The organism is Foliimonas ilicis (assembly GCF_039939195.1).
Lineage (GTDB): Bacteria > Pseudomonadota > Alphaproteobacteria > Rhizobiales > Rhizobiaceae > Foliimonas > Foliimonas ilicis.
In genome coordinates this window covers 689,534-710,439 of record NZ_JBDUUH010000001.1, presented here as the reverse complement: position 1 = coordinate 710,439, position 20,906 = coordinate 689,534, and the positions used below count along the sequence as shown (strand labels likewise).

Genomic DNA, 20,906 nt, shown 5'->3' with positions numbered 1-20,906 from the left:
CGAGGTTAAATTCTCGTCAACGCCTATGATGGGGCTATACTCGTCTTATGCCGGCAATTGCAAGGGACGGTGATTTTTATCAACAGCGACCATGATAAAAATCCCCACTGCCGTCAGGCGGGGCTCCCCGGTGTTAAGGATTTCCGACCATAGTTCCGTTTCTATCCGCATGGATGTCCGCCCGACGGAAACGATCCTGGCGAAGACATCGATAATCGCGCCGACCGGGATCGGTGATTTGAAATCGATCTTTTCGGACGATGCCAGAACCGTCATCTGCCTGCTGTAACGGCTGGCCGCGACGAAGGCAGCTTTGGTCATTTGGGCAAGCGCTTCGCCGCCGAACATTTTGCCAAAACTGTTGGCTTGATCGGCAAAGACAATATCCGTCATCCTCAAAGTATCGTCATCGACGGAGTCATCCGGCATTTGGATCGGCGGCAACTGCCATCCGGCAGTCTTGTCTTCAGGCACTGCGACCATGGTGAAGCAGCCGCGCGTGCAAAGATGCCGTTCGCCTCCGACCAGATTTTCCGCGACCATATCGACTTCGATGACCATCGATTTTCGCCCCACCCGCGTCGGGCGGGCGGTCAGTTCTACAAGGTCCCCGACATGTGCCGGCGTGCGGAAATCGACGCGGTCGCAGGACGCCGTTACGAATGGCACCCTGCCGTGACGCGTTGCCGCGATGAAGGCTATGCGGTCCATCAGCGCAAAACTGGCACCGCCAAACAGCGTACCGTGATGGTTCGTGTCACTGGGCAAGACAATGTCGATCAAACGGCTCAACGCCGGGATTTCTCCCGGCGCTTCTTCAATGATTTCCGATTTTGTCATGCGCTCTGGAGAACCTTGCTCTCGGCTCCGGCGCGGTCGCGAAGTTGCCTTGCGGCGGCGACCATATTGACCAATGCCGGTTTTACCTCGTCCCATTTGCGTGTCTTCAGACCGCAATCGGGATTTACCCAGAGCTGCTGGGGCTGCAGGCTTTCCGTTGCCTTTTCGAGCAGATCGACGATTTCGGCAACTTCAGGCACCCGCGGCGAATGGATGTCGTAGACGCCCGGTCCGATCTCGTTGGGATATGCCGTGCTCGCAAAGGCCGACAACAATTCCATCTTTGAACGCGATGTCTCGATCGAGATGACATCGGCATCCATCGCGGCGATCGCAGGCATGATGTCGTTGAATTCCGAATAGCACATATGGGTGTGTATCTGGGTTTCATCCGACACGCCCGAAGAGCAAAGCCGGAAGCTTCCCACCGCCCAGTCGAGATAGGCCTGCCATTCCGCTTTGCGCAGCGGCAAGCCTTCACGCAGGGCCGCCTCATCGATCTGGATCATCGCAGCACCCGCCTCTTCGAGGTCGTGAACCTCGTCTCGAATGGCAAGCGCGATCTGGCTGCACACCGTCTCTGGCGGCAGATCGTTGCGGACAAAAGACCAGTTGAGGATCGTCACCGGCCCGGTGAGCATGCCCTTGACCACTTTCGAGGTTAGCGACTGGGCATATTTCCACCAGGAAACCGTCATCGGATTCGGGCGAGATACATCGCCGTAGATGATCGGCGGACGAACACATCGCGAGCCGTAGCTCTGCACCCATGCGTGCCGGGTAAAGGCGAAGCCGGAAAGCTGTTCGCCGAAATACTGCACCATGTCGTTGCGCTCGAATTCGCCGTGCACCAGCACATCGAGCCCGATTTCCTCCTGCCAGCGTATCGCTCTCTCAGTCTCGCTTTCAACAAAGGCGATGTAATCGAGATAGCTCAGTTCTCCCTTGGCGTGCTGCGACCGGGCCTTGCGAACCTCTGGGGTCTGCGGAAACGAGCCTATTGTCGTAGTGGGGAAAACCGGCAGCCTGAGCTTGTTATGCTGGACGATCTTGCGTCGATGAAATGCGGTTTTCCGTTGTGTGGCGGAGCCATCGATCTGCGCGAGACGACCCGTCACCAGAGGATCGTGCACCCTGACGGAAGTCAGGCGCGCATTTGCCGCCGCATCGGATTTGGAAAAAAGCCGACCCGGCTCACCCGCGTCGAACGCTTTGGCGATCGAACCGATTTCGTCGAGCTTCTGCACCGCAAAAGCCAGCCAGGTGACGAGTTCCTCGTCCAGCGCCGTTTCGAGTTCAAGATCGATCGGCACATGCAGCAGCGAGCAGGACGGCGCGATCTGCACCTTGTCTGATCCGCAGGCCTCAACGACACGCTTTACAGATTTGTACAGTCCGGCGAGATCGGAACGCCAGATATTGCGTCCATCAATAATGCCCAGCGAGAGGACAAGGTCTACCGGTGCTTGCTCTATAAGTACGTCCACCTGCTGCGGTGCCCGCACGAGATCGACATGCAGACCCGCAACCGGAAGCTTCAAGGCGGTCGCCAGATTGTCGCCTATGTCTCCGAAATAGGTTGCGAGCATGATTTTCAGATCGGGGACAAGAGCGCCCAGCGCCGTATAGGCATGAACCAGCGCTTTGCGTTCTGCATCATCGAGATCGAGGACGAGACAGGGTTCATCGATCTGCACCCATTCGACCCCGGCGGCACGCAGTTCGGCAAGGATTCGCGCATAGACGGGCAGCAGCCGGTCCAGCAGCGACAGCGGTTCGAAATCTTCCGTCGTCGCCTTGCCGAGTTTGAGAAACGTCACGGGTCCAAGGATCACCGGACGGGTGACGATGCCCAACGCTTTCGCCTCCAGAAACGCCTCCAGCGGCCGATTGGCGGTCAGCTCGAAGGTCTGACCGGCATGCAATTCCGGAACCATGTAATGATAATTCGTATCGAACCATTTGGTCATTTCGAGAGCCGGTGCGCCTCGACCATGTTCGGCATGACCGCAAGCGGCATGACCTCTACCCTCGCTTCCGCGCGCCATCGCGAAATAGGTGTCCAGGTCGACCGGCCCATTTTTCCAGCCATAGGCGGACGGAATGGCCCCAACCATGACCGCAGTGTCCAGCACATGGTCATAGAGAGAGAAATCATTGGAAGGGATGACTTCTATTCCCTTCTCCTGCTGTGTTTTCCAGTTTTTCGCGCGCAGTGCCTTTGCAACTGCCTGCAATGCAGCCTCATCGGATTTTCCGGCCCAATAGCTTTCGAGCGCGAATTTGAGTTCACGCCGCGCGCCTATGCGCGGAAATCCGAGATTTGCGGTGGTGATGGTCATTTTCCTTACCCCGATTGATATGGGCAAGGCACTGGCGGTCACGATCGCGATACGAACGGAAGGCACCGTTTCGCGAAAGCGGCACACCGGGACACCCCGCCCGTGGACGTTATCTATCGCGGCAGGTCTCCTGGCTTGCGGGTCACCGTCTCCGTTCTGCCTTCCCGGAACATTCGCGTTCCAGTGGCCTGATTGAACAGAAACTCACCACATACAGTTGCGGGGGCAGCTTCGGCATAAACACCAAAAGGCGTCGAACCGTATTCCCTCTTAGCTCCGGATGCGAATTCCAGAGAACCACGATGCAAGCAACATGCCCTTTGCATGCGGAGCAGTCAAGTCACATAAGGAAATCGTTATATCTTTATTTCATTCATCTCGCAGCCATACCCGGAATGTCGCAGGGTTCGATTTCCTGATTTTCGTTCGGCTCGGAAGCTGATAATGAGCATTTTCCGAGGGGAATTATATTCGTGAATTTTCGAAAGAAGCGATTGAGCTTTTGGGTGGCGCTTGCCGCAGCCTATCTGCTCGTCCTTCAATCGGTGACAGGTGCTCTCGCGCTCGGCGCTCAGTCCGAACGCGCAATGCTCGATGCATTCGGCAATCCGCTATGCATCACCAGCGTCGATCAATCCGGCACTGATGCGGGCGATCAGGCGAAGATGCCGAATTGCTGCGTCATCGGATGCAGCATGTTCACGCAGGCGCTCGGCACGCCGCCCGATGAAACGGTGCAGACGTTCCATGCTCCCATTGTCACGGAAGCAGCCGCCAACCGTCAGCCCGTCGATCATCTCCCGGCCGTCGAACACAAGCCGGGCAATCCGCGGGCTCCGCCGCTGACAGCCTGACCGGCATTCCGCTTATCGCGCCTTCCGCTATCTGCTGAACTCATCGTGTCCGCACGCAAGTCGCGGCCACATTGCAATTCGCATCAGGCGCTGTTCACGAAAATCAATTGCATTTCGCAGGTTCGAAAAACCTGCCGGAGAAACCACAATGTCAGCTACCGTCCACGAACAGCCGGGCGATCTGTCACGCACGCAGACAGCTTCGTCCGACATTTACCGCGCCGTCTGGCGATGGCATTTTTATGCCGGTCTTCTGGTGCTTCCATTCCTCATCATCCTCGCAGTCACCGGGGCGCTTTATCTCTTTCACAACGAGATCGACGCGCTGATCCACGCAGATTTGAAGACGGTCGAGGTTCAGGAAGGAATAGGAAAACAGCAGCCCTCCGCACTGGTCGCAGCCGCCCTTGCGCAATATCCAGGAACGGCGGTCAAATACACCGACCCGGCCACGCCCAATGTGTCCACGGAAGTTACGGTCAGAACCGAAGCCGGCGAACGCCTCGCCGTCTATCTCGATCCTTATTCCGGCGAAGTGCTCGGTTCCCTGAGCGATCGCGGAACGGTGATGTGGACTGTCCGCTATCTGCACAGCCTGAAGTATTTCGGAACGGTCGCGCGCAGCTTCATCGAGATAGCCGCCGGATGGTCGATCCTACTCGTTGGAACCGGCATTTATCTCTGGTGGCCGCGCCGCCAGACCGGCGGTGTCGTTTCAGTGCGCGGCACTCCGAAACGCCGCGTCTTCTGGAGAGACACCCATGCCGTGACGGGTGCCTTCGTCGGCTTCTTCATCGTTTTCCTCGCCATCACCGGTATGCCCTGGTCCAACATATGGGGCGGGAAGGTCAATGAATGGGCAAACGGCAACAATTTCGGATACCCGGCAGGCGTGCGTGTCGCCGTTCCGATGTCGGATGAGCATCTGAACCATATCGCCCCGACAAGCTGGTCGCTCGAGCAGGCGCAGGTTCCAGAATCGCACCACGCCCATGCCGGAAGCGAGCCGATCGGTCTCGATGCGGCGGTCGCTACATTCGACAATATGGGCCTGCACAGAGGCTATGCCGTCAACATCCCCGCCACACCGAACGGCGTATTCACCGGCTCCGTCTATCCAGATGATTTGTCGCAGCAGCGTGTGGTCCATCTCGACCAATATAGCGGCAAGCCGCTGATCGATATGTCCTACGCGGATTATGGCCCGCTCGGCAAATGGCTGGAATTCGGCATCAACGTTCATCTCGGACAGCAGTTCGGGCTGGCAAATCAGCTATTCCTGCTTGTCGTGTGCATGGCCATCGTTCTCCTTGCGGTATCGGCGGGCATGATGTGGTGGAAAAGACGGCCTGCAGGTTCGCTGGGCGTGCCTCCGCTTCCCTCGGACAAACGCGTATTCAGAGGCCTGATCGCCATTCTCATCGTCGGCGGCATCCTGTTTCCGCTGGTCGGCGTATCATTGATCGTGATGCTCACACTCGACTGGCTGTTCACGCATTGGCAGCGCCGCAAGGCATTCGCTCACTGAACATCAGGACCGGCCCTCGGCACCCAGACGGCAGGGCCGGTCGATTATTTGACGCCAAAAGCCGCTATCTATGCGTTTTCAGGTGCGCTAAAGCTAAGGCTGCGGCATACACTCACTATACAAATGCGTCGGAGCAACGTACGACAGGCCCAAATGGAATGGCCCGTCGGCGCTTTGGCGCGACATGCGCCTGCATGATGTACGGCCCGGACGGCTGCACGAACACAGTTTCGAAAGATCACGATGACAGAGTTAGAAGCCATCCACCCGGCCCTGCGCGAGGCGTTGAACAAGCGCGGCTATTCAGACCTGACGCCGGTCCAAAAGGCCATGCTCGATCCCGAAACGCGGGATTCGGACCTCCTGGTGTCTGCACAGACAGGCTCCGGCAAAACAGTTGCCTTCGGCATCGCATTGGCGCCCACCTTGCTCGGCTCCGAAGCCCGCTTCAAGCAAGCCGGTGCGCCGCTGGCGCTGGCCGTAGCACCCACGCGCGAACTGGCCTTGCAGGTGAAGCGCGAGCTGGAATGGCTTTTTGAACCGACCGGCGCGATCATCGCATCCTGCGTCGGCGGCATGGATATGCGCAGCGAGCGCCGCACGCTCGAGCGCGGCGCGCAGATCGTCGTCGGCACGCCCGGCCGTCTTCGCGACCACATCACCCGCCATGCGCTCGATATGTCGTCGCTGCGCGCCGTCGTGCTCGACGAGGCCGACGAAATGCTCGACCTCGGCTTCCGCGAAGATCTCGAATTCATTCTGGACGCAGCACCGGCAGAGCGCCGCACGCTGATGTTTTCTGCGACAGTGCCGCGCACCATCGCCAATCTCGCGAAAAACTACCAGCGCGACGCCGTGCGCATCAGCACCTCTGCCGAACAGAAGCAGCATGTCGATATCGAATATCGCGCCTTGACCGTTGCCGGCAGCGATCGCGAAAACGCCATCATCAACGTCCTTCGCTTCTATGAAGCCAAGAACGCCATCGTGTTCTGCAACACGCGTGCTGCCGTCAACCACATGACCGCGCGCTTCAACAATCGCGGCTTCACCGTCGTCGCCCTTTCCGGCGAGCTGAGCCAGAACGAGCGCAGCCACGCGCTTCAGTCGATGCGCGACGGGCGCGCCCGCGTCTGTATCGCCACCGACGTCGCTGCACGCGGCATCGATCTGCCCAATCTCGAACTCGTCATCCATGCCGATCTGCCGACCAACCCGGAAACCCTGCTTCACAGAAGCGGACGTACGGGCCGTGCGGGCCGCAAGGGCGTCAGCGTTCTGGTCGTCCCGCACAGCGGACGCCGGCGCACGGAGCGCCTGCTGCAAAGCGCGCGAATCGATGCTACCTGGGCGCGCCCGCCTTCCGCCGACGAAGTAACGCGCCGCGACGACGAACGCATTCTGGCCGACACATCGTTGACCGAACCGTTGAGTGACGATGAGCGCGCATTCGTTCAGGAATTGCTGTCGCAGCATGGCCCGGAACAGATCGCCGCCGCCTTCGTGCGCCAGGCACGCGCCGGTCGGTCAGCGCCGGAAGACCTCATCGAAGTCGCAGCTTCGGCACCTGAGCCGCGCAAGAACCATCCGCGCGACGAGTTCGGCGACAGCGTCTGGTTCTCTCTCTCGGTCGGGCGCAAACAGAACGCCGAGCCGCGTTGGCTGCTGCCTATGCTTTGCCGCGCCGGCCAGATCACCAAGCGCGAAATCGGCGCGATCAAGATGCAGCAGGAAGCGACATTCGTTGAAATCGCTGCAGGCACCGCCGATCAGTTCATGGCTGCCATCGGCCCTAAGAAAATGCTCGAAAACCAGATTCGCGTAACGCGTCTGGAAGGCATGCCCGATCTCAGCCAGAAAGCTCCATACCCGGCCAAGAAATTCGAAAGCCGCGCCCCTAGAGAAGATTTCGCAAAGAAGCCCGCAGCCGCTGAACACCGCGGCTCCGATCGGCCGGATTCCAAGCCTTGGGCAAAAAAGCCCGGCAAGCCGAAATTCGCAAAACCGGATGGTGCGAAGCCCAAAAAGCCCAAGCGCAAGGCCGATTGAACATCAGCGTCATTCCGGAAGCCTGCTGAAGCGTAGCGAAGCGGGCTATGCTCCGCTTCGCGTCACATTATTCAGGGATGACCCTGCCCAGGGCGGTTCCTACTTAGATGGAATCACGAGGCGCGCCCCTCTGTCCTTTTGGACCCTGCCCTTCGCTATGGCTCCGGGCGTTCGTCATTCGAAAAGCCAAATCGTTGGCTTTTCGTCCGCTCCGCGGACCATTCCTCACCCCCACAGGTGGGGAGATTGGCTGACACAACGCTCTGTCTCTTCATTCTGCAACGTCAGCAATTGGTGCCGCGCTTTAAATGGCAAGGTAATCTCCCCACTTGTGGGGGAGATGTCCGGCAGGACAGAGGGGGCGCTGTCCCGCCAGCGGTTCTATATAAAACTGAACCGCTCTCCTCAAGCAGGCTCGAAATTCAACGCCACGCCATTGATGCAATAGCGCAGGCCCGTCGGCGGCGGGCCGTCTTCGAAGACGTGTCCCAAATGGCTCCCGCAGGTCGCGCAATGACATTCCGTGCGCACCATTCCGTAGCTACGGTCGACGGTCGTTTCGACTGAGCCTTCCACCGGATCGTTAAAGCTCGGCCAACCGGTGCCGCTTTCGAATTTCAGCGTCGATTCGAACAATGGCTGGTCGCAGCCAGCACACGTAAACGTGCCCGGGCGCTTTTCGTAAAGCAGCGCACAGCTACCCGGACGCTCCGTGCCATGCCCGCGCATGACCGCATATTGCTCCGCCGACAGACGCTCGCGCCACTCGGCATCGGTACGGGTAACGGGAAAAGTGTGGGTGTCCATGAGGCCGTCTCCAGTCCAAATCTTGTTTCATCCTAATGTAAGGCCGAAAGCCACTCCAACCAAGTGCGTCCTTCGAGGCTCACCGCGTTCGCACCTTTGCAACGACATTAAGACCGCGTCATCCCGGAAGCCGTTTGGAGCGAAGCGGAAAATGGCTATCCTGGATGACGCCATCATAAATGTCATGCCCCAACCTCCCTTATCCTGAGCCCACCTCCCTCATGCTGAGCCTGTTGAAGCACGCACGGCAATGCCGCTTGCCGCGTGAATAAAAACCACCAATTTCATGTTTTTTATTCACCCCCTTTTCCACGCTCCTATCATTCCCCCACTGTCTGAGCGGGAAGCCGGTGCGCACCGGGTATCGGTTCAGACAGCGGTGACCTCCCACTTGCGGCTGCGGTAGTCGTGAGTTCCGAGGGCATCCGACAGGTCGGCGCGTCGAAGATGCGTTCATGGCAGGAAGTGACAAACCCTGCCGATGAAACATCCCAAAGCGTGCGGAGAAACCGCGATGTTTGCCTGCACTATTGAATGCAGGAAACATTGTGCCCGACCGACTGGGTAGCAGACACCGGCGGGGTGCGGACGTCGCGCCACATAATTACTTACACTAGGAAGGCACGGCCAAGCGCCCCGCTTCCCGGTTCTTTGACAATGGCCAGACGCGAAAGCGGGCGTGGCGATGGTGAAATGTGTCCTGCGTGCTTCGACAAGCTCAGCATGAGAAGCGTTAGCGCTTTGGTGCGTCCTTCGAGGCTCGCTTACGCTCGCACCTCAGGATGAGGGAAGTGGGTTGTTTTGAAGCGAAATCTCAGAAGTTTAACTCCTGAAAATCACTACCTCCCTCATCCTGAGGTGCGAGTGAAACGAGCCTCGAAGGACGCACCATCTCAATGCTTCCTCGAAAGTTCCTTCGTCGCCGCCTCAAGCCCCGCCAGCGTCAATGGAAACATGCGCTCCGCAAATATCTTTTCGATCAGCGCAATCGAATGCGTGTAGCCCCAGTGCTTCTGGATCACCGGATTGATCCATGCCGCATTCGGCCATTGCGCAAGTGCACGCTGCAACCACAAAGCCCCCGGCTCCGGGTTCCAGTGCTCGACCGACCCTCCCGCATGGATGATCTCGTAGGGGCTCATCGAAGCGTCGCCGACGAAGATGACCTTGTAGTCCTGCCCGTATTTGTGAAGCACGTCGAGCGTCGGGATAACCTCCGAGTGGCGGCGGCGATTGTCCTTCCAGACGCCTTCGTAAAGGCAATTGTGGAAGTAGAAATATTCAAGCTGCCGGAACTCCGTTCGCGCTGCCGAGAACAATTCTTCGACCACCTTGATGTGATCATCCATCGAGCCACCGACATCGAAGAACATCAGAAGCTTCACCGCATTGCGCCGTTCCGGCCGCGTCTTCACGTCGAGATAGCCATGTTCGGCGGTGGCGTGAATGGTACCCGGCAGGTCGAGTTCGTCTTCTGCGCCCTCGCGCACCCAGCGGCGCAGGCGCTTTAGCGCGACCTTGATGTTGCGCGTACCAAGCTCGACGGAATCGTCGAAATTGCGGAACTCCCGCTTGTCCCACACTTTCACCGCGCGGCGATGGCGACTGGTCTCCTGCCCGATCCGCACGCCTTCGGGATTGTAGCCATAGGCGCCGAAGGGCGAAGTGCCTGCCGTGCCGATCCATTTCGAGCCGCCCTGATGACGCCCCTTCTGCTCTTCCATCCGCTGTTTCAGCGTCTCCATGAGCTTTTCGAAGCCGCCAAGCGCCTCGACCAGCTTTTTCTCCTCGTCGCTCAAATGCTTTTCGGCCAGCCGCCGCAGCCATTCTTCAGGCAGGTTCGCGACATCGATGCCGCCCTCGCCCGATACCGCCTCCACGCCCTTGAAGGCATGCGAAAACACCTGATCGAAGCGATCGATATGCCGCTCGTCCTTCACCAAAGCCGCGCGGGCGAGGTAATAAAAACCCTCAACGTCATAATCGACCAGCCCCGCTTCCAGCCCTTCGAGCAACGAAAGATATTCCCGCAACGAGACGGGAATTTTTGCGGCTTTGAGCTCGAGGAAAAACGGAATGAACATGGCGCACACTTTGCTTCGCCTCGGCCCGACAGGCAAGCCCGCGGGGCGGCTGCAATTTCGACCGGTAAGGTAAACAGGAGGATTCAGCTTTTCTTGGTAATTTATCGTTAGCAATTAAAAGCGGTGGGGTCCGACGGTGTTTTTCTGGTCGGCACTTTTGTTTTTTGTGTGCGGGTTGCCTATGCGTTTGTCGGGTTTTTCAGCGATATTGCTTGCCTGCGTGGCTTTGACCGGCTGCACGTCCAGCACCGGCGTCAGCGAAGTTCTGTCTCCGTCGCAAGAGATGACGAGTTCCGTGGCGCGGCCCGTTCCGCCTGCAAGCGTCGGCGACATTATCGCGCAGACTGCATCCTTGCCCGCGCATGCCTTGGCAGCCCCTGCCCCGCAGCCGCCCGCAGCAATGGCACTTGCAAAAGAATCCCGCACGCTTGCCATGCCGGCGCCCGAACTGCAGCAGGCCGCGCTGGTCGTGCCGTCCAACCCCGCACGTACCCGCAGCAGGGTTTACGCCCATAATTTCCGCGATGCGAAGCCGATCAATTTCGGCAAGGCGAGGTCGCCCCGCAATCATGCGGTTCATGGCGTGGATGTCTCGCGTTGGCAGGCCAACATCGACTGGACCAAACTGCGCGCGCAGGGCGCGAATTTCGTCTACATCAAGGCCACCGATGGCGGCGACCATCTCGACCCGATGTTCAGAAAGAACTGGCGCGACGCGCACGAGGCCGGTCTGAAACGCGGCGCCTATCACTTCTTCTACTGGTGCCGCACCGCCGGAGAGCAGGCCGACTGGTTCATTCGCAACGTGCCCAGGGTCGAAGGCGCCCTGCCGCCGGTCATCGACGTCGAATATAATGGCGAGTCGAAGTGCCAGCGCCGCCTGTCGCCCGCCAAGATACGCGAAAAGATGCAGGTCTTCATGGACAAGCTGGAGCGTCATTACGGCCAGCGTCCTGTCATCTACACCGCACCCGACTTCTACCGCGACAATCTGCGGGGCGCGTTCCTCGACTATCCGTTCTGGCTGCGCGCCGTGGCCGAACACCCGTCCAAGGTTTATCCCGGCAGGGAATGGGTGTTCTGGCAATATTCCGGCACAGGCCTGTCACATGGCGTGTCGGGCAAGATCGACCTGAACGTCTTCCACGGCAACGAGAACGAATGGCACCGCTGGCTGGATGCCAAGACGTATCGCGGCAGCTCCGTCGTCGCTACAGCAGGTCGTACTCAATAAAGCCGGTACGCCGCGCAACGCGGTCATAGAGCTTGCGGGCAACATCGTTCGTCTCGTGCGTCATCCAGTAGACATTCGTCACGCCGATCTTGCCCGCCTCTTGCCTCACCGCTTCGATGAGTGCCGCACCCACGCCCTTGCCGCGAATTTCACGGTCGGCAAACAGATCCTGCAGATAGCAATTGTTCACCAGCGACCAGCAGGAGCGGTGATACAGGTAATGGACGAGACCGACCGCCTTGCCGTCGAGCAACGCGATGAAACCCTTCGGCTCGAACTCACCTTCGGTGAACAACCGCTTCCAGGTCGTGGCATAAACCTCCTCGCTCACGCTCGCCTCGTAGAAGGTGAGATAGGCGGTCCAGAGCCTGCGCCATTCGGCGTGATCGGACTGTTCGAGGGGGCGGATGATCAGGTCGGTCATGGTTATCGCTTTCGATCTTCATTGTTCAGAGCGAGCCTGCCCGAGTATGAAGCTGCCACCAACGGTCCAGAGCTGGAAAAACGTTGTCCGCGCTTAATAGCCCCTCTCCGTCTCGGCTTCGCCGAGCCACCTCTCCCCGCACGCGGGGCGAGGAACTTGGAACCCATCGAGGCCGCAACCCTACAGAACTTGGGTTCCTCGCCCCCATGAAATGGGGGAGAGGTGGCTCGGCGAAGCCGAGACGGAGAGGGGGAACTGCTACCCCTGCCGCCTCGCCATGAACGCCAGCCGCTCGAAAAGATGCACGTCCTGCTCGTTTTTCAACAAAGCACCGTGCAGTTTCGGCAGTGCGTTTTTCGGATCGGCACGCAGATCGGCAGGATCGATATCGTCCGCCACCAGCAGCCTGATCCAGTCCAACGCCTCCGATGTAGACGGCTTCTTCTTCAACCCCGCAACGTCGCGGATTTCGTAAAACTGCGTCAGCGCCGCGCGTACGAGGTTCTGCTTGATGCCCGGATAGTGAACCTCGACGATCCTGGTCAGGGTTTCGACATCGGGGAAGCGGATATAGTGGAAGAAGCAGCGGCGCAGAAATGCGTCCGGCAGTTCCTTCTCATTGTTCGAGGTGATGATGACGATCGGGCGAATTTCCGCGCGGATCGTCTGGCCGGTTTCGTAGACGAAGAACTCATTGCGATCGAGTTCCTGCAAAAGATCGTTCGGGAATTCGATATCCGCCTTGTCGATCTCGTCGATCAGGAGAACCACCTTGCGGCCGGCCGCAAACGCCTCCCACAATTTGCCACGCTTGATGTAATTCGAGATGTCGTTGAACCGCGCATCGCCAAGCTGGCTGTCACGCAGGCGCGAAACGGCGTCATATTCGTAAAGCCCCTGCTGCGCGCGCGTCGTCGATTTCACATGCCATTCGATCAGATCGAGACCAAGCGCAGATGCCACCTGCCGCGCCAGTTCGGTCTTGCCGGTACCCGGCTCCCCCTTCACCAGCAGCGGCCGCTCCAAGGCAATCGCCGCATTCACCGCCGTCATCAGATCCTTGTCGGCGACATAGGCCGCCGTTCCTTCAAAGCGCATTGCAAACTCCGGTTTCATCGGCAGCGACAGTAGGTGCGGGGCTTAAAGGGGGCAAGGGCCGTCTGTTGTGCGTCCTTCGAGGCTCCGCTCCAAGAAATCTTCAGCATCGCCCAACCAAACACCGTATCTCTCTGGCGCGAAGGCACTGCGCACTCTATATCTGTGGGTGACGGTCTGTGCCTCTCGGCAGGAGAACATTTTCCCCGGGGCCTTAACGATCCTTAGGGAGCTGTCACTGGGAAGACCCGTGGGTTTTCTTACACGGCGCCCACCTACTTTGTAGGTTCCCGGGATCGCTCTCTCCACCGGTTGTGTGGATCGTCACTTCACCGCGCATTGCCACTATGAAAACACTTCCGCGACCTGTGCCATGACACATCGCAGGAATATGGCATTTGGCGCGCGTTGCGCATAAGACGGAATTCATGGAACCGAAAATCCTGAAAAAGCAGTACCGAGCGGAAGCGCTGGCGCGGCGAGACGCACTGCCGGTGCAATGGCGCATGGAAGCCTCGCTCGGCATGGCCGACCGCGCCGAGACACTCGCGATCGAGCCCGGCGTCACGGTTTCCGGCTTCTGGCCGATGCGCTCGGAGGTCGATTTGCGGCCGCTCATGGCTGCCCTTGGCGAAAATGGCGCACGGCTTTGCCTGCCCGCGATCATCGACAAGGAAACCATCGTCTTTCGTGAACTGGTTCGCGGCGCACCGCTCGTCGATATGGGTTTCGGCACGATCGGTCCCGGCGAAGACGCCGCCATTCTCGACCCGACCGTCATGCTCGTTCCGCTCGCCGCTTTCGACCGGCGCGGCCACCGCATCGGTTATGGCGGCGGCTATTACGACCGGGCGATTGCGCGGCTCACCGATAACGGCACGCCACCGCGATTGATCGGCATTGCCTTCGATTGTCAGGAGATCCCGGTGGTGCCGGATGAATGGCACGACGTCATTATCCCTGAAATCCTGACCGAAAGCGGCTTGCGCAGCTTCGGTACGGCCCTGTAAGAGCATTTTATGAGGCTTCTTTTTCTAGGCGACATGGTGGGCAAATCCGGCCGCACGGCGGTATGGGATAAATTGCCCGGTTTAATCTCGGATTTCCGGCTCGATTTCGTCATCGTCAATGGCGAGAACGCGGCTGGCGGCTTCGGCATCACCGAAGATATTTTCCGCCAGACGCTGAATGCGGGCGCTGATGTCGTCACCACCGGCAATCACGTCTGGGACCAGCGCGAGGCGCTTGTCTTCGCTGCCCGCGAAGACCGCTTCCTGCGGCCTGCAAACTTCCCGAAAGGCACGCCGGGGCGTGGATCGGGCGTCTACATCGCCAAGAATGGCGCGCGCATATTGGTGTCCAACATCATGGGCCGCGTCTTCATGCATCCCGAACTCGACGATCCGTTTCAGGCCGGAGAGCGCGAACTCGCCGCCTGCCCGCTGGGGGAACAGGCGGACGCCGTTGTCATCGACTTTCATGCCGAGGCGACCAGCGAGAAGATGTGTTTCGCGCATTTCGTTGACGGGCGCGCCAGCCTCGTCGTCGGCACGCACACACATCAGCCCACCGCCGACCATCAGATCCTGAACGGCGGCACCGCCTATATTTCGGATGCTGGCATGTGCGGCGACTATGATTCCTCGCTCGGCATGGAGAAGGAAGAGCCGCTCAACCGTTTCCTGTCGAAAGTACCAAAGGGTCGTTTCGAGGCCGCCAACGGCCCCGCGACCATCTGCGGCGTAGGTATCGACATTTCCGACAGGACGGGTCTTGCCGAAAAATTCGCGCCTTTGCGCATCGGCCCGCGGCTTGAGGAAACAGTTCCTTCCTTCTGGAAATAATATTTTTCCAAAAAAAAGCCACAAATTGAGAGCGCACCCATTGTACAAGGCTTTGGGCGTTCCCATTTGTGCGCGACACAGCAATCAGACCCGTGAGCGAGCCTGAACGAATGCCTATAGTCGAATTTCTAGCGCCTTACTTCGCATTCGTATACGAGCCGACGGCCTGGGTGGCCTTAATCACCCTTGTCGTCATGGAAATCGTGCTCGGCATCGACAATCTGATCTTCATTTCCATTCTGACGAACAAGCTGCCCAAGGAATATCAGTCCAAGGCCAGAAAGCTCGGCATCAGTGCCGCGCTCATCATGCGGCTTGTTCTGCTGGCGACTATTTCCTTCATCGTCCAGCTCACCACGCCCATTTTCACGCTGTTCGACCATGGTTTCTCGTGGCGCGACATTATCCTGATCGCCGGCGGTCTCTTCCTCGTCTGGAAGGCGACCAAGGAAATCCACCACACGGTCGATCCGATCGATAGCAAGGAAGACGCTATCAGCAAGACGGTGCAGCTTACGATGGGCGCAGCGATCTTCCAGATTCTGCTGCTCGATCTGGTGTTCTCGGTCGATTCGATCATCACCGCAGTCGGCATGACCGACGAGATCGTCATCATGTACATCGCCGTCATTGCGGCCGTCACCGTGATGCTGCTGGCTGCCGATCCGCTGGCGAAATTCATCGCAGACAACCCGACCATCGTCATGCTGGCTCTGGGCTTCCTGCTGATGATCGGCATGACCCTGATCGCCGACGGCATGGGCTACCATGTGCCGAAGGGCTACATCTACGCCGCTATGGGCTTCTCGGCTCTGGTCGAAGGCCTCAACATGATGGCGCGGAAAAAAAACCGAAAATCGGGCGAGCTCTGACCGATAAACCGTAGACGCCTCACCAGGCGTCCGGCTCCCGCACCATGTGAACGATGTTGGCTGGATTGACGATCCAGCCACCCTTGAAGCCCTCCGGCAGCGCTTCGATCGCGTCGCAACGCACGACGCCCGCTTCGGCAAGATGGCTTGCCGCGCCGTCGAAATTCTCGCTGAAAAGTTCCAGCCAGACTTCAGCCTGGCTCATGCCCGGTGCTTCGTCGATCCACAACCGGTTCGGTCCCAGTTCGAAGCCGATGAAGGGCGCTTTTTCCTCGAAAGGCTTCAGGCCGACGACATCGCGGTAAAAGGCGATTGTCGCCTGATATTGATGTGGCGGCACTTTCATGGCGATATTGATGCCGCCCTTTAGTTTTGAAGAGGCCTCCATCACTTGCGTTCCGCGCTGGTCGGCAGCGAACCTTTCATCTCGCTCGGATAGAACCCCTCGCGCAGATTGATGCCATATTCGACATAGGCCTTCATGGCTGAAAGCATCATCGCCCAGCCTTCGCAATTATTGTAAGATTGCTTGCGGCCGTTTGCGTCTTCTTTCCAGCCGGCCTCCGCGATGGTGACGAATGTTCCGCCATCCTCCAGCGGCTCGAACTTCATTTCGATCCGTGTCTTGTAGCCGGGTTTTCCCTCATCTTCCTGAGCATCCCAGCGAAGCACGATCCGCTTTTCCGGCACCACCTCATCCACCTCCACCGGTACGGTTTTCCACCATGTCACCGTCGTACCCTTCACCAGCGGTGCGCTGGCGCCGCCGAGCGTGGTGAAATAGCCGCTCAGCTTGGTTGGGTTGACCACAGCGTCGAAAACCTCCGCGACCGGCTTGCCGATGCGCCCGGAAACCTGAAATCCGATAGACATATCCACAGCTCCTCATTGTGTATTCCACCATTATGTTATAAAAATATAACATGTCAACACAGACGAAAGAGGACAATGTTTTCAAGGCGCTCGCCCATCCGCGGCGACGCTCGATGCTGGATCAGTTGAAAGATGGGCCGAAAACCACCGGCGCGCTTTGCGAGATATTCCCGGAGATGGACCGCTGCACGGTGATGCAGCATCTAAAGGTTCTGGAAGAAGCCGATCTGTTGGTCGTGCGCCGCGAAGGCCGCGAGCGCTGGAACCATCTGAACGCGATGCCGATCAAGCAGATTCACGACCGCTGGATCAGTCAATACGCCACCCACGCACTCAGCATCATCGATGCACTCAAATCGGATATGGAGACTTAGACTCCATCGAGAATGACGATCGTCGGTCTGCGCGGCAGTGATCGCAGCGAAATTTCCAAACTCCGCGAATTGCGGCGGTCCACCGCAAAGCCCTCACCCATATTGCGCAGGAATTCGTTCATCGGCGTCGCATGGCGATGCATCGGCAGGATCACCGAGGAATAAAGCCGGGTCGCGATTTCGCTCATCGAGGCGAGCGATTGTGTCATGCCGCCATCGATCGGCACCATGACGACGTCCAGCCTGCCGATTGCGCCATAATGCGCGTCTTCCAACCGATGATGCAGATGTCCGAGATGGCCGATGCACAATCCGGCAACCTCAAAAATGAAGATCGAATTGCCATCCGCCTCCAACTCGCCAAAGCGGCGAATGTCGGTCGGCACATTGCGGATATAAACATCATCGACCACCACCGCATGGCGCGCCGGTCCGCCCTCCGGGTTCCAGCCGCGCAGCACATGCTCGATGCGCGTATCCGGCGTATCCGTAAAATGCGTGCGATGCGCCTTGTTCATGGTGACGACGCGCGGCAGCGGGTCCGCGCCGTAGAAACCGCTGAAATCCGTGGCAACACGCACGCCGCCCGGCGTCTCGATGACATAGGTCGAATGTCCAGCATAGGTGATGGTGACGTCGCCTTCAGCGGTTGCCTGAACCGGTATCGCTTCGGGCAGGGCAAAGCTCGCATAAGTGACGTTCGGCAATGTCTGCGCCATCGCCAGGCAGCGGCTCGGCACCGGATCGTTTTCAGCCTGTGCATTGGCAGCAGGCACAAAAAACAGCAAGGCAAGCAGTATGGCGGCAAATCGGCAGGCGGGCATGCGCGGTCTCCGGCAGGACAGGAAGCTCCCCGCCGCCACTATGGCCGCAACGGAGCCGCGGCGGAGTCAAATTTTCGCGAGCAGGCGATAGCGCCCGCTTCTGGACGATCACGCCCGACTTGGTTTATAAGCCGCGTCATTCAACAGAGTGCGGCGCGACCGGACCCGGTCCCTGGCTTTCGCCATCGCGCCCTCGAAATTACAGACAGGGGTGCCATGGCAGGCCATTCACAGTTCAAGAACATCATGCACCGCAAGGGCCGTCAGGATGCGGTGCGGTCCAAGATATTCTCCAAGCTGGCGCGTGAAATCACCGTCGCCGCAAAATCCGGTCTTCCCGACCCGTCGATGAACGCGCGCCTGCGTCTGGCAATCCAGAACGCCAAGGCCGAGTCGATGCCGAAGGACAACATCCAACGCGCCATCAGCAAGGCGTCTGGCGGCGACGCCGACAATTACGAGGAAGTGCGCTACGAGGGTTACGGCCCCGGCGGCGTTGCCGTCATCGTCGAAGCGCTGACCGACAACCGCAACCGTTCGGCATCGAATGTGCGCGCAGCCTTCACCAAGGCTGGCGGCGCGATGGGCGAAACCGGCTCGGTCGCCTTCATGTTCGACCGCGTCGGCGAGATCGTCTATCCGGCAGCCAAGGGCGACGCCGAAGCGATCATGGAAGCAGCCATCGAAGCAGGTGCCGACGATGTGCAGTCCGACGAGGACGGCCACACGATCATCTGCGCATTCGAGAATATCGGCGACGTTTCCAAGGCTCTGGAAGCAGCCCTTGGCGAAGCCGAATCGGTCAAGACGATCTGGAAGCCGCAGAACAACGTGCCGGTCGATGAAGAACGCGCGCAGTCGCTGATGAAACTCGTCGGCACGCTCGAAGACGACGACGACGTGCAGAACGTTTACGCCAATTTCGAAGTCGATGACGAAACGCTGGCCAAGCTTTCCGCCGCATGAGCCAGAAATCCGCCCTGCCCCGCATCAAGATAACCTATTGCACCCAATGCATGTGGCTGTTGCGGGCAGGCTGGATGGCGCAGGAACTGCTTTCCACCTTCGGGACGGAACTGGGCGAGGTAGCGCTGGTGCCCGGCACTGGCGGCATCTTTGAGATAAGCTGCGACGATGTGCTGATCTGGGAACGCAAACGCGATGGCGGCTTCCCCGAGGCAAAAATCCTGAAACAGCGCGTGCGCGATGTCATTGATCCAAGTCGTGACCTTGGGCATTCGGATCGCAAGACTTCCGAGGATTGACGCACATTCAGGTGCGTCCTTCGAGGCTCGCTTTGCTCGCACCTCAGGATGAGGGAGGTTGGGGTGATGAACGCACAACTTCAAAAGTTTAGTCTCTGAAATCCGCTATTTCCCTCATCCTGAGGTGCGAGCAAAGCGAGCCTCGAAGGACACACAAACCCACCCCCATCACCGCATCAGCGCCGCCATAAACGCAGCCAGCGCCCCCAGAGACGCAATCGTGCGCACATGGTTCCACATTGTCCATCTGCTCAGATAATCCGCCCAGAGCGTCGTACCGGCGCTGTCTGCCGTCGCGGCGACCAGTGCCTCGTTCATCGGTACGTTGAAGAACATCGTGACCCCGAACATGCCGACAAGCAGCAGCAACCCACCGGCCGCCACAAAACCCCAATTCGGCCCCGCCCAGCCCAGCAGCACTGCCGCAACCAGCACGAGGCACAGCAGCGACGTGCCCATGAATACCGCGAGGAAAAGCGGGTTCAGGATCGTTACATTGATCGATTGCATGGCGGCCATGCCTTGCGCTGCCGGGAGCCTGGCGAGGGCCGACATGATCGTATTCGAGAATATGAAGAACAGCCCGGCCAGAAGGCCGCTGCCCAACGCGGCGGCGAAGACCAGGGACGTAAGGATCATGGCTGGCATGGTTTCTATCCTTGCTTGCTCAAAGCCGGATCAGCGTACCATACGCCGCTTGCGGCCGTTTCTCGTGCATAATCGGCGAAGTCTCGCGGCGGACGGCCAAGAGCGCGCTCCACACCATTCGTCAGATGCGCGTTTCGGCCATCGAGAAGCACTTCGAACAGCTCTTTCAGCAACGCGATGAGTCCGTCATCAAGACCGTCAGTGCGAAGCGCGGCCTCGAAATCGCCAATCGATATTTCGTGAAAAGCGATCTCGCGGCCAGCCGCGCTTGAAATTTCCGCGATAGCATCGGCAAATCGCATCAGACGCGGTCCGGTCACCTCGTAAAGCTGACCGACATGCCCGTCCTCGGTCAGCGCCGCAACCGCGACGGCTGCAACGTCATCCGCATCAATGAAAGGCTCCAGAATCTGCCCAACCGGCAAGGCTACCTCGCCTGCCAGAACCGGCTCGATCAGAAAATTCTCGGAGAAATTCTGGAAAAACCAAGCGGCCCTCACGATCGTCCAATCCGCACCGGAATGTTTGAGTGCCTCCTCGGCGCGCTCGGCGCCCTCCTCGCCGCGCCCGGAAAGAAGAACCAGGCGGCGCACGCCCTTCTTCACCGCCAATTCCGCAAACGCCGCAATCTGCTCCGCGGCGCCGGGAACGGCCAGATCGGGATAGTAGCTGATATAGGCAGCGGTCACGCCGTCGAGTGCCGCGCTCCACGTATTTCGGTTCTCCCAATCGAAGGACGGCGTGGCCGACCGCGCGCCGATTTTGACGGCGATACCGCGCGCTTTCAATTGCTCTGCAATACGCCGGCCAACCTTACCCGTGCCGCCGATAACCAGAACAGGACTGCTGAAATTCTGAGTTTTCATCACTTCCTCCATAATGTGAGCAATCCTCACGTTTGCAAATGTGATAAACCCTCGTATTTTAGGAGTCAAGAGACCAAAGGATT

At 59.0% G+C, this 20,906-nt stretch carries 21 protein-coding genes, 1 other RNA gene and 1 riboswitch; of the genes, 11 read left to right on the top strand and 11 right to left on the bottom strand.

The window, feature by feature from the left end:
• Positions 1-45 precede the first annotated feature (45 nt).
• Together ABFT80_RS03470 and metE are read right to left on the bottom strand one after the other, a co-directional pair.
• Complete coding sequence (locus ABFT80_RS03470) at positions 46-840, bottom strand: acyl-CoA thioesterase (protein WP_347970452.1); 795 nt, start codon at positions 838-840, stop codon at positions 46-48.
• Complete coding sequence (gene metE, locus ABFT80_RS03465; RefSeq protein WP_347970451.1) at positions 837-3,182, bottom strand: 5-methyltetrahydropteroyltriglutamate--homocysteine S-methyltransferase; 2,346 nt, start codon at positions 3,180-3,182, stop codon at positions 837-839. Before metE ends, ABFT80_RS03470 begins: the two co-directional genes overlap by 4 nt.
• A 103-nt stretch (positions 3,183-3,285) precedes the next feature.
• Positions 3,286-3,499: riboswitch (cobalamin riboswitch) on the bottom strand.
• Positions 3,500-3,655: 156 nt separating this feature from the next.
• On the opposite strand from metE, the gene ABFT80_RS03460 reads away from it, so the two are divergent.
• From ABFT80_RS03460 to ABFT80_RS03450, 3 genes are all read left to right on the top strand, one after another.
• Positions 3,656-4,036: a hypothetical protein gene (locus ABFT80_RS03460; RefSeq protein WP_347970450.1), complete on the top strand. Its 381-nt coding sequence runs from the start codon at positions 3,656-3,658 to the stop codon at positions 4,034-4,036.
• Between the two features lie 148 nt (positions 4,037-4,184).
• Positions 4,185-5,564 carry a PepSY-associated TM helix domain-containing protein gene (locus ABFT80_RS03455; RefSeq protein ID WP_347970449.1) on the top strand — a complete coding sequence of 460 codons (1,380 nt, stop codon included), beginning with the start codon at positions 4,185-4,187 and terminating at the stop codon, positions 5,562-5,564.
• A 243-nt stretch (positions 5,565-5,807) separates the two neighbouring features.
• Positions 5,808-7,613 carry a DEAD/DEAH box helicase gene (locus ABFT80_RS03450; RefSeq protein WP_347970448.1) on the top strand — a complete coding sequence of 602 codons (1,806 nt, stop codon included), beginning with the start codon at positions 5,808-5,810 and terminating at the stop codon, positions 7,611-7,613.
• A gap of 405 nt (positions 7,614-8,018) precedes the next feature.
• Here the strand turns inward: ABFT80_RS03450 and msrB are convergent, their stop codons facing one another.
• Together msrB and ABFT80_RS03440 are read right to left on the bottom strand one after the other, a co-directional pair.
• Positions 8,019-8,420 (bottom strand): peptide-methionine (R)-S-oxide reductase MsrB, encoded by a 402-nt coding sequence (gene msrB, locus ABFT80_RS03445; RefSeq protein ID WP_347970447.1) that lies wholly within the window; start codon positions 8,418-8,420, stop codon positions 8,019-8,021.
• An 893-nt stretch (positions 8,421-9,313) separates the two neighbouring features.
• Positions 9,314-10,504 (bottom strand): vWA domain-containing protein, encoded by a 1,191-nt coding sequence (locus tag ABFT80_RS03440; protein ID WP_347970446.1) that lies wholly within the window; start codon positions 10,502-10,504, stop codon positions 9,314-9,316.
• A gap of 181 nt (positions 10,505-10,685) precedes the next feature.
• Between ABFT80_RS03440 and ABFT80_RS03435 the strand changes: the two genes are divergently transcribed.
• On the top strand, positions 10,686-11,738 hold the full coding sequence (locus tag ABFT80_RS03435) for a glycoside hydrolase family 25 protein (RefSeq protein WP_347970445.1): 1,053 nt from the start codon (positions 10,686-10,688) through the stop codon (positions 11,736-11,738).
• Here ABFT80_RS03435 and ABFT80_RS03430 read toward each other — a convergent pair.
• Complete coding sequence (locus ABFT80_RS03430) at positions 11,716-12,162, bottom strand: GNAT family N-acetyltransferase (RefSeq protein WP_347970444.1); 447 nt, start codon at positions 12,160-12,162, stop codon at positions 11,716-11,718. The two genes, ABFT80_RS03435 and ABFT80_RS03430, sit on opposite strands and share 23 nt — an antisense overlap.
• 258 nt (positions 12,163-12,420) lie before the next feature.
• Positions 12,421-13,260 (bottom strand): AAA family ATPase, encoded by an 840-nt coding sequence (locus ABFT80_RS03425; RefSeq protein WP_347970443.1) that lies wholly within the window; start codon positions 13,258-13,260, stop codon positions 12,421-12,423.
• Between the two features lie 168 nt (positions 13,261-13,428).
• On the opposite strand from ABFT80_RS03425, the gene ssrS reads away from it, so the two are divergent.
• From ssrS to ABFT80_RS03405, 4 genes are all read left to right on the top strand, one after another.
• A non-coding RNA gene (gene ssrS, locus ABFT80_RS03420) (6S RNA) lies at positions 13,429-13,584 on the top strand.
• 101 nt (positions 13,585-13,685) lie between these two features.
• On the top strand, positions 13,686-14,267 hold the full coding sequence (locus tag ABFT80_RS03415; protein WP_347970442.1) for a 5-formyltetrahydrofolate cyclo-ligase: 582 nt from the start codon (positions 13,686-13,688) through the stop codon (positions 14,265-14,267).
• A gap of 9 nt (positions 14,268-14,276) precedes the next feature.
• Positions 14,277-15,101 carry a TIGR00282 family metallophosphoesterase gene (locus tag ABFT80_RS03410; protein ID WP_347970441.1) on the top strand — a complete coding sequence of 275 codons (825 nt, stop codon included), beginning with the start codon at positions 14,277-14,279 and terminating at the stop codon, positions 15,099-15,101.
• A 110-nt stretch (positions 15,102-15,211) separates the two neighbouring features.
• Positions 15,212-15,973, top strand: a complete 762-nt coding sequence (locus tag ABFT80_RS03405; protein WP_347970440.1) for a TerC family protein — start codon at positions 15,212-15,214, stop codon at positions 15,971-15,973.
• A 19-nt stretch (positions 15,974-15,992) separates the two neighbouring features.
• Here ABFT80_RS03405 and ABFT80_RS03400 read toward each other — a convergent pair whose 3' ends face one another.
• Complete coding sequence (locus ABFT80_RS03400; protein WP_347970439.1) at positions 15,993-16,361, bottom strand: VOC family protein; 369 nt, start codon at positions 16,359-16,361, stop codon at positions 15,993-15,995.
• Positions 16,361-16,846: an SRPBCC domain-containing protein gene (locus ABFT80_RS03395; RefSeq protein ID WP_347970438.1), complete on the bottom strand. Its 486-nt coding sequence runs from the start codon at positions 16,844-16,846 to the stop codon at positions 16,361-16,363. Before ABFT80_RS03395 ends, ABFT80_RS03400 begins: the two co-directional genes overlap by 1 nt.
• A 50-nt stretch (positions 16,847-16,896) precedes the next feature.
• Between ABFT80_RS03395 and ABFT80_RS03390 the strand changes: the two genes are divergently transcribed.
• A complete protein-coding gene (locus tag ABFT80_RS03390; protein ID WP_347970437.1) occupies positions 16,897-17,220 on the top strand; it encodes an ArsR/SmtB family transcription factor in 324 nt (107 codons plus the stop codon).
• Here ABFT80_RS03390 and ABFT80_RS03385 read toward each other — a convergent pair.
• Complete coding sequence (locus ABFT80_RS03385; protein WP_347970436.1) at positions 17,217-18,044, bottom strand: MBL fold metallo-hydrolase; 828 nt, start codon at positions 18,042-18,044, stop codon at positions 17,217-17,219. The genes ABFT80_RS03390 and ABFT80_RS03385 overlap by 4 nt on opposite strands.
• A gap of 216 nt (positions 18,045-18,260) precedes the next feature.
• On the opposite strand from ABFT80_RS03385, the gene ABFT80_RS03380 reads away from it, so the two are divergent.
• The gene (locus ABFT80_RS03380; protein WP_347970435.1) at positions 18,261-19,010 is read left to right on the top strand and encodes a YebC/PmpR family DNA-binding transcriptional regulator; all 750 of its coding nucleotides are present in this window, start codon (positions 18,261-18,263) and stop codon (positions 19,008-19,010) included.
• On the top strand, positions 19,007-19,309 hold the full coding sequence (locus ABFT80_RS03375; RefSeq protein WP_347970434.1) for a SelT/SelW/SelH family protein: 303 nt from the start codon (positions 19,007-19,009) through the stop codon (positions 19,307-19,309). The genes ABFT80_RS03380 and ABFT80_RS03375 overlap by 4 nt, the downstream gene beginning before the upstream one ends.
• 168 nt (positions 19,310-19,477) lie before the next feature.
• Here ABFT80_RS03375 and ABFT80_RS03370 read toward each other — a convergent pair whose 3' ends face one another.
• Positions 19,478-19,957, bottom strand: coding sequence for an anthrone oxygenase family protein (locus ABFT80_RS03370; protein ID WP_347970433.1), 480 nt, complete (start codon positions 19,955-19,957; stop codon positions 19,478-19,480).
• Between the two features lie 5 nt (positions 19,958-19,962).
• Positions 19,963-20,823 (bottom strand): NAD(P)H-binding protein, encoded by an 861-nt coding sequence (locus ABFT80_RS03365; RefSeq protein ID WP_347970432.1) that lies wholly within the window; start codon positions 20,821-20,823, stop codon positions 19,963-19,965.
• Between the last annotated feature and the right edge of the window lie 83 nt (positions 20,824-20,906).

Coding starts and splice junctions, on each gene's coding strand:
- ABFT80_RS03415 (WP_347970442.1), top strand. CDS start 13,686: ATGGAACCGAAAATCCTGAAAAAGCAGTACCGAGCGGAAGCGCTGGCG.
- msrB (WP_347970447.1), bottom strand. CDS start 8,420: ATGGACACCCACACTTTTCCCGTTACCCGTACCGATGCCGAGTGGCGC.
- ABFT80_RS03405 (WP_347970440.1), top strand. CDS start 15,212: ATGCCTATAGTCGAATTTCTAGCGCCTTACTTCGCATTCGTATACGAG.
- ABFT80_RS03470 (WP_347970452.1), bottom strand. CDS start 840: ATGACAAAATCGGAAATCATTGAAGAAGCGCCGGGAGAAATCCCGGCG.
- ABFT80_RS03370 (WP_347970433.1), bottom strand. CDS start 19,957: ATGCCAGCCATGATCCTTACGTCCCTGGTCTTCGCCGCCGCGTTGGGC.
- ABFT80_RS03430 (WP_347970444.1), bottom strand. CDS start 12,162: ATGACCGACCTGATCATCCGCCCCCTCGAACAGTCCGATCACGCCGAA.
- ABFT80_RS03450 (WP_347970448.1), top strand. CDS start 5,808: ATGACAGAGTTAGAAGCCATCCACCCGGCCCTGCGCGAGGCGTTGAAC.
- ABFT80_RS03375 (WP_347970434.1), top strand. CDS start 19,007: ATGAGCCAGAAATCCGCCCTGCCCCGCATCAAGATAACCTATTGCACC.
- ABFT80_RS03365 (WP_347970432.1), bottom strand. CDS start 20,823: ATGAAAACTCAGAATTTCAGCAGTCCTGTTCTGGTTATCGGCGGCACG.
- ABFT80_RS03425 (WP_347970443.1), bottom strand. CDS start 13,260: ATGCGCTTTGAAGGAACGGCGGCCTATGTCGCCGACAAGGATCTGATG.
- ABFT80_RS03400 (WP_347970439.1), bottom strand. CDS start 16,361: ATGGAGGCCTCTTCAAAACTAAAGGGCGGCATCAATATCGCCATGAAA.
- ABFT80_RS03410 (WP_347970441.1), top strand. CDS start 14,277: ATGAGGCTTCTTTTTCTAGGCGACATGGTGGGCAAATCCGGCCGCACG.
- ABFT80_RS03380 (WP_347970435.1), top strand. CDS start 18,261: ATGGCAGGCCATTCACAGTTCAAGAACATCATGCACCGCAAGGGCCGT.
- ABFT80_RS03440 (WP_347970446.1), bottom strand. CDS start 10,504: ATGTTCATTCCGTTTTTCCTCGAGCTCAAAGCCGCAAAAATTCCCGTC.
- ABFT80_RS03395 (WP_347970438.1), bottom strand. CDS start 16,846: ATGTCTATCGGATTTCAGGTTTCCGGGCGCATCGGCAAGCCGGTCGCG.
- metE (WP_347970451.1), bottom strand. CDS start 3,182: ATGACCATCACCACCGCAAATCTCGGATTTCCGCGCATAGGCGCGCGG.
- ABFT80_RS03455 (WP_347970449.1), top strand. CDS start 4,185: ATGTCAGCTACCGTCCACGAACAGCCGGGCGATCTGTCACGCACGCAG.
- ABFT80_RS03435 (WP_347970445.1), top strand. CDS start 10,686: ATGCGTTTGTCGGGTTTTTCAGCGATATTGCTTGCCTGCGTGGCTTTG.
- ABFT80_RS03385 (WP_347970436.1), bottom strand. CDS start 18,044: ATGCCCGCCTGCCGATTTGCCGCCATACTGCTTGCCTTGCTGTTTTTT.
- ABFT80_RS03390 (WP_347970437.1), top strand. CDS start 16,897: ATGTCAACACAGACGAAAGAGGACAATGTTTTCAAGGCGCTCGCCCAT.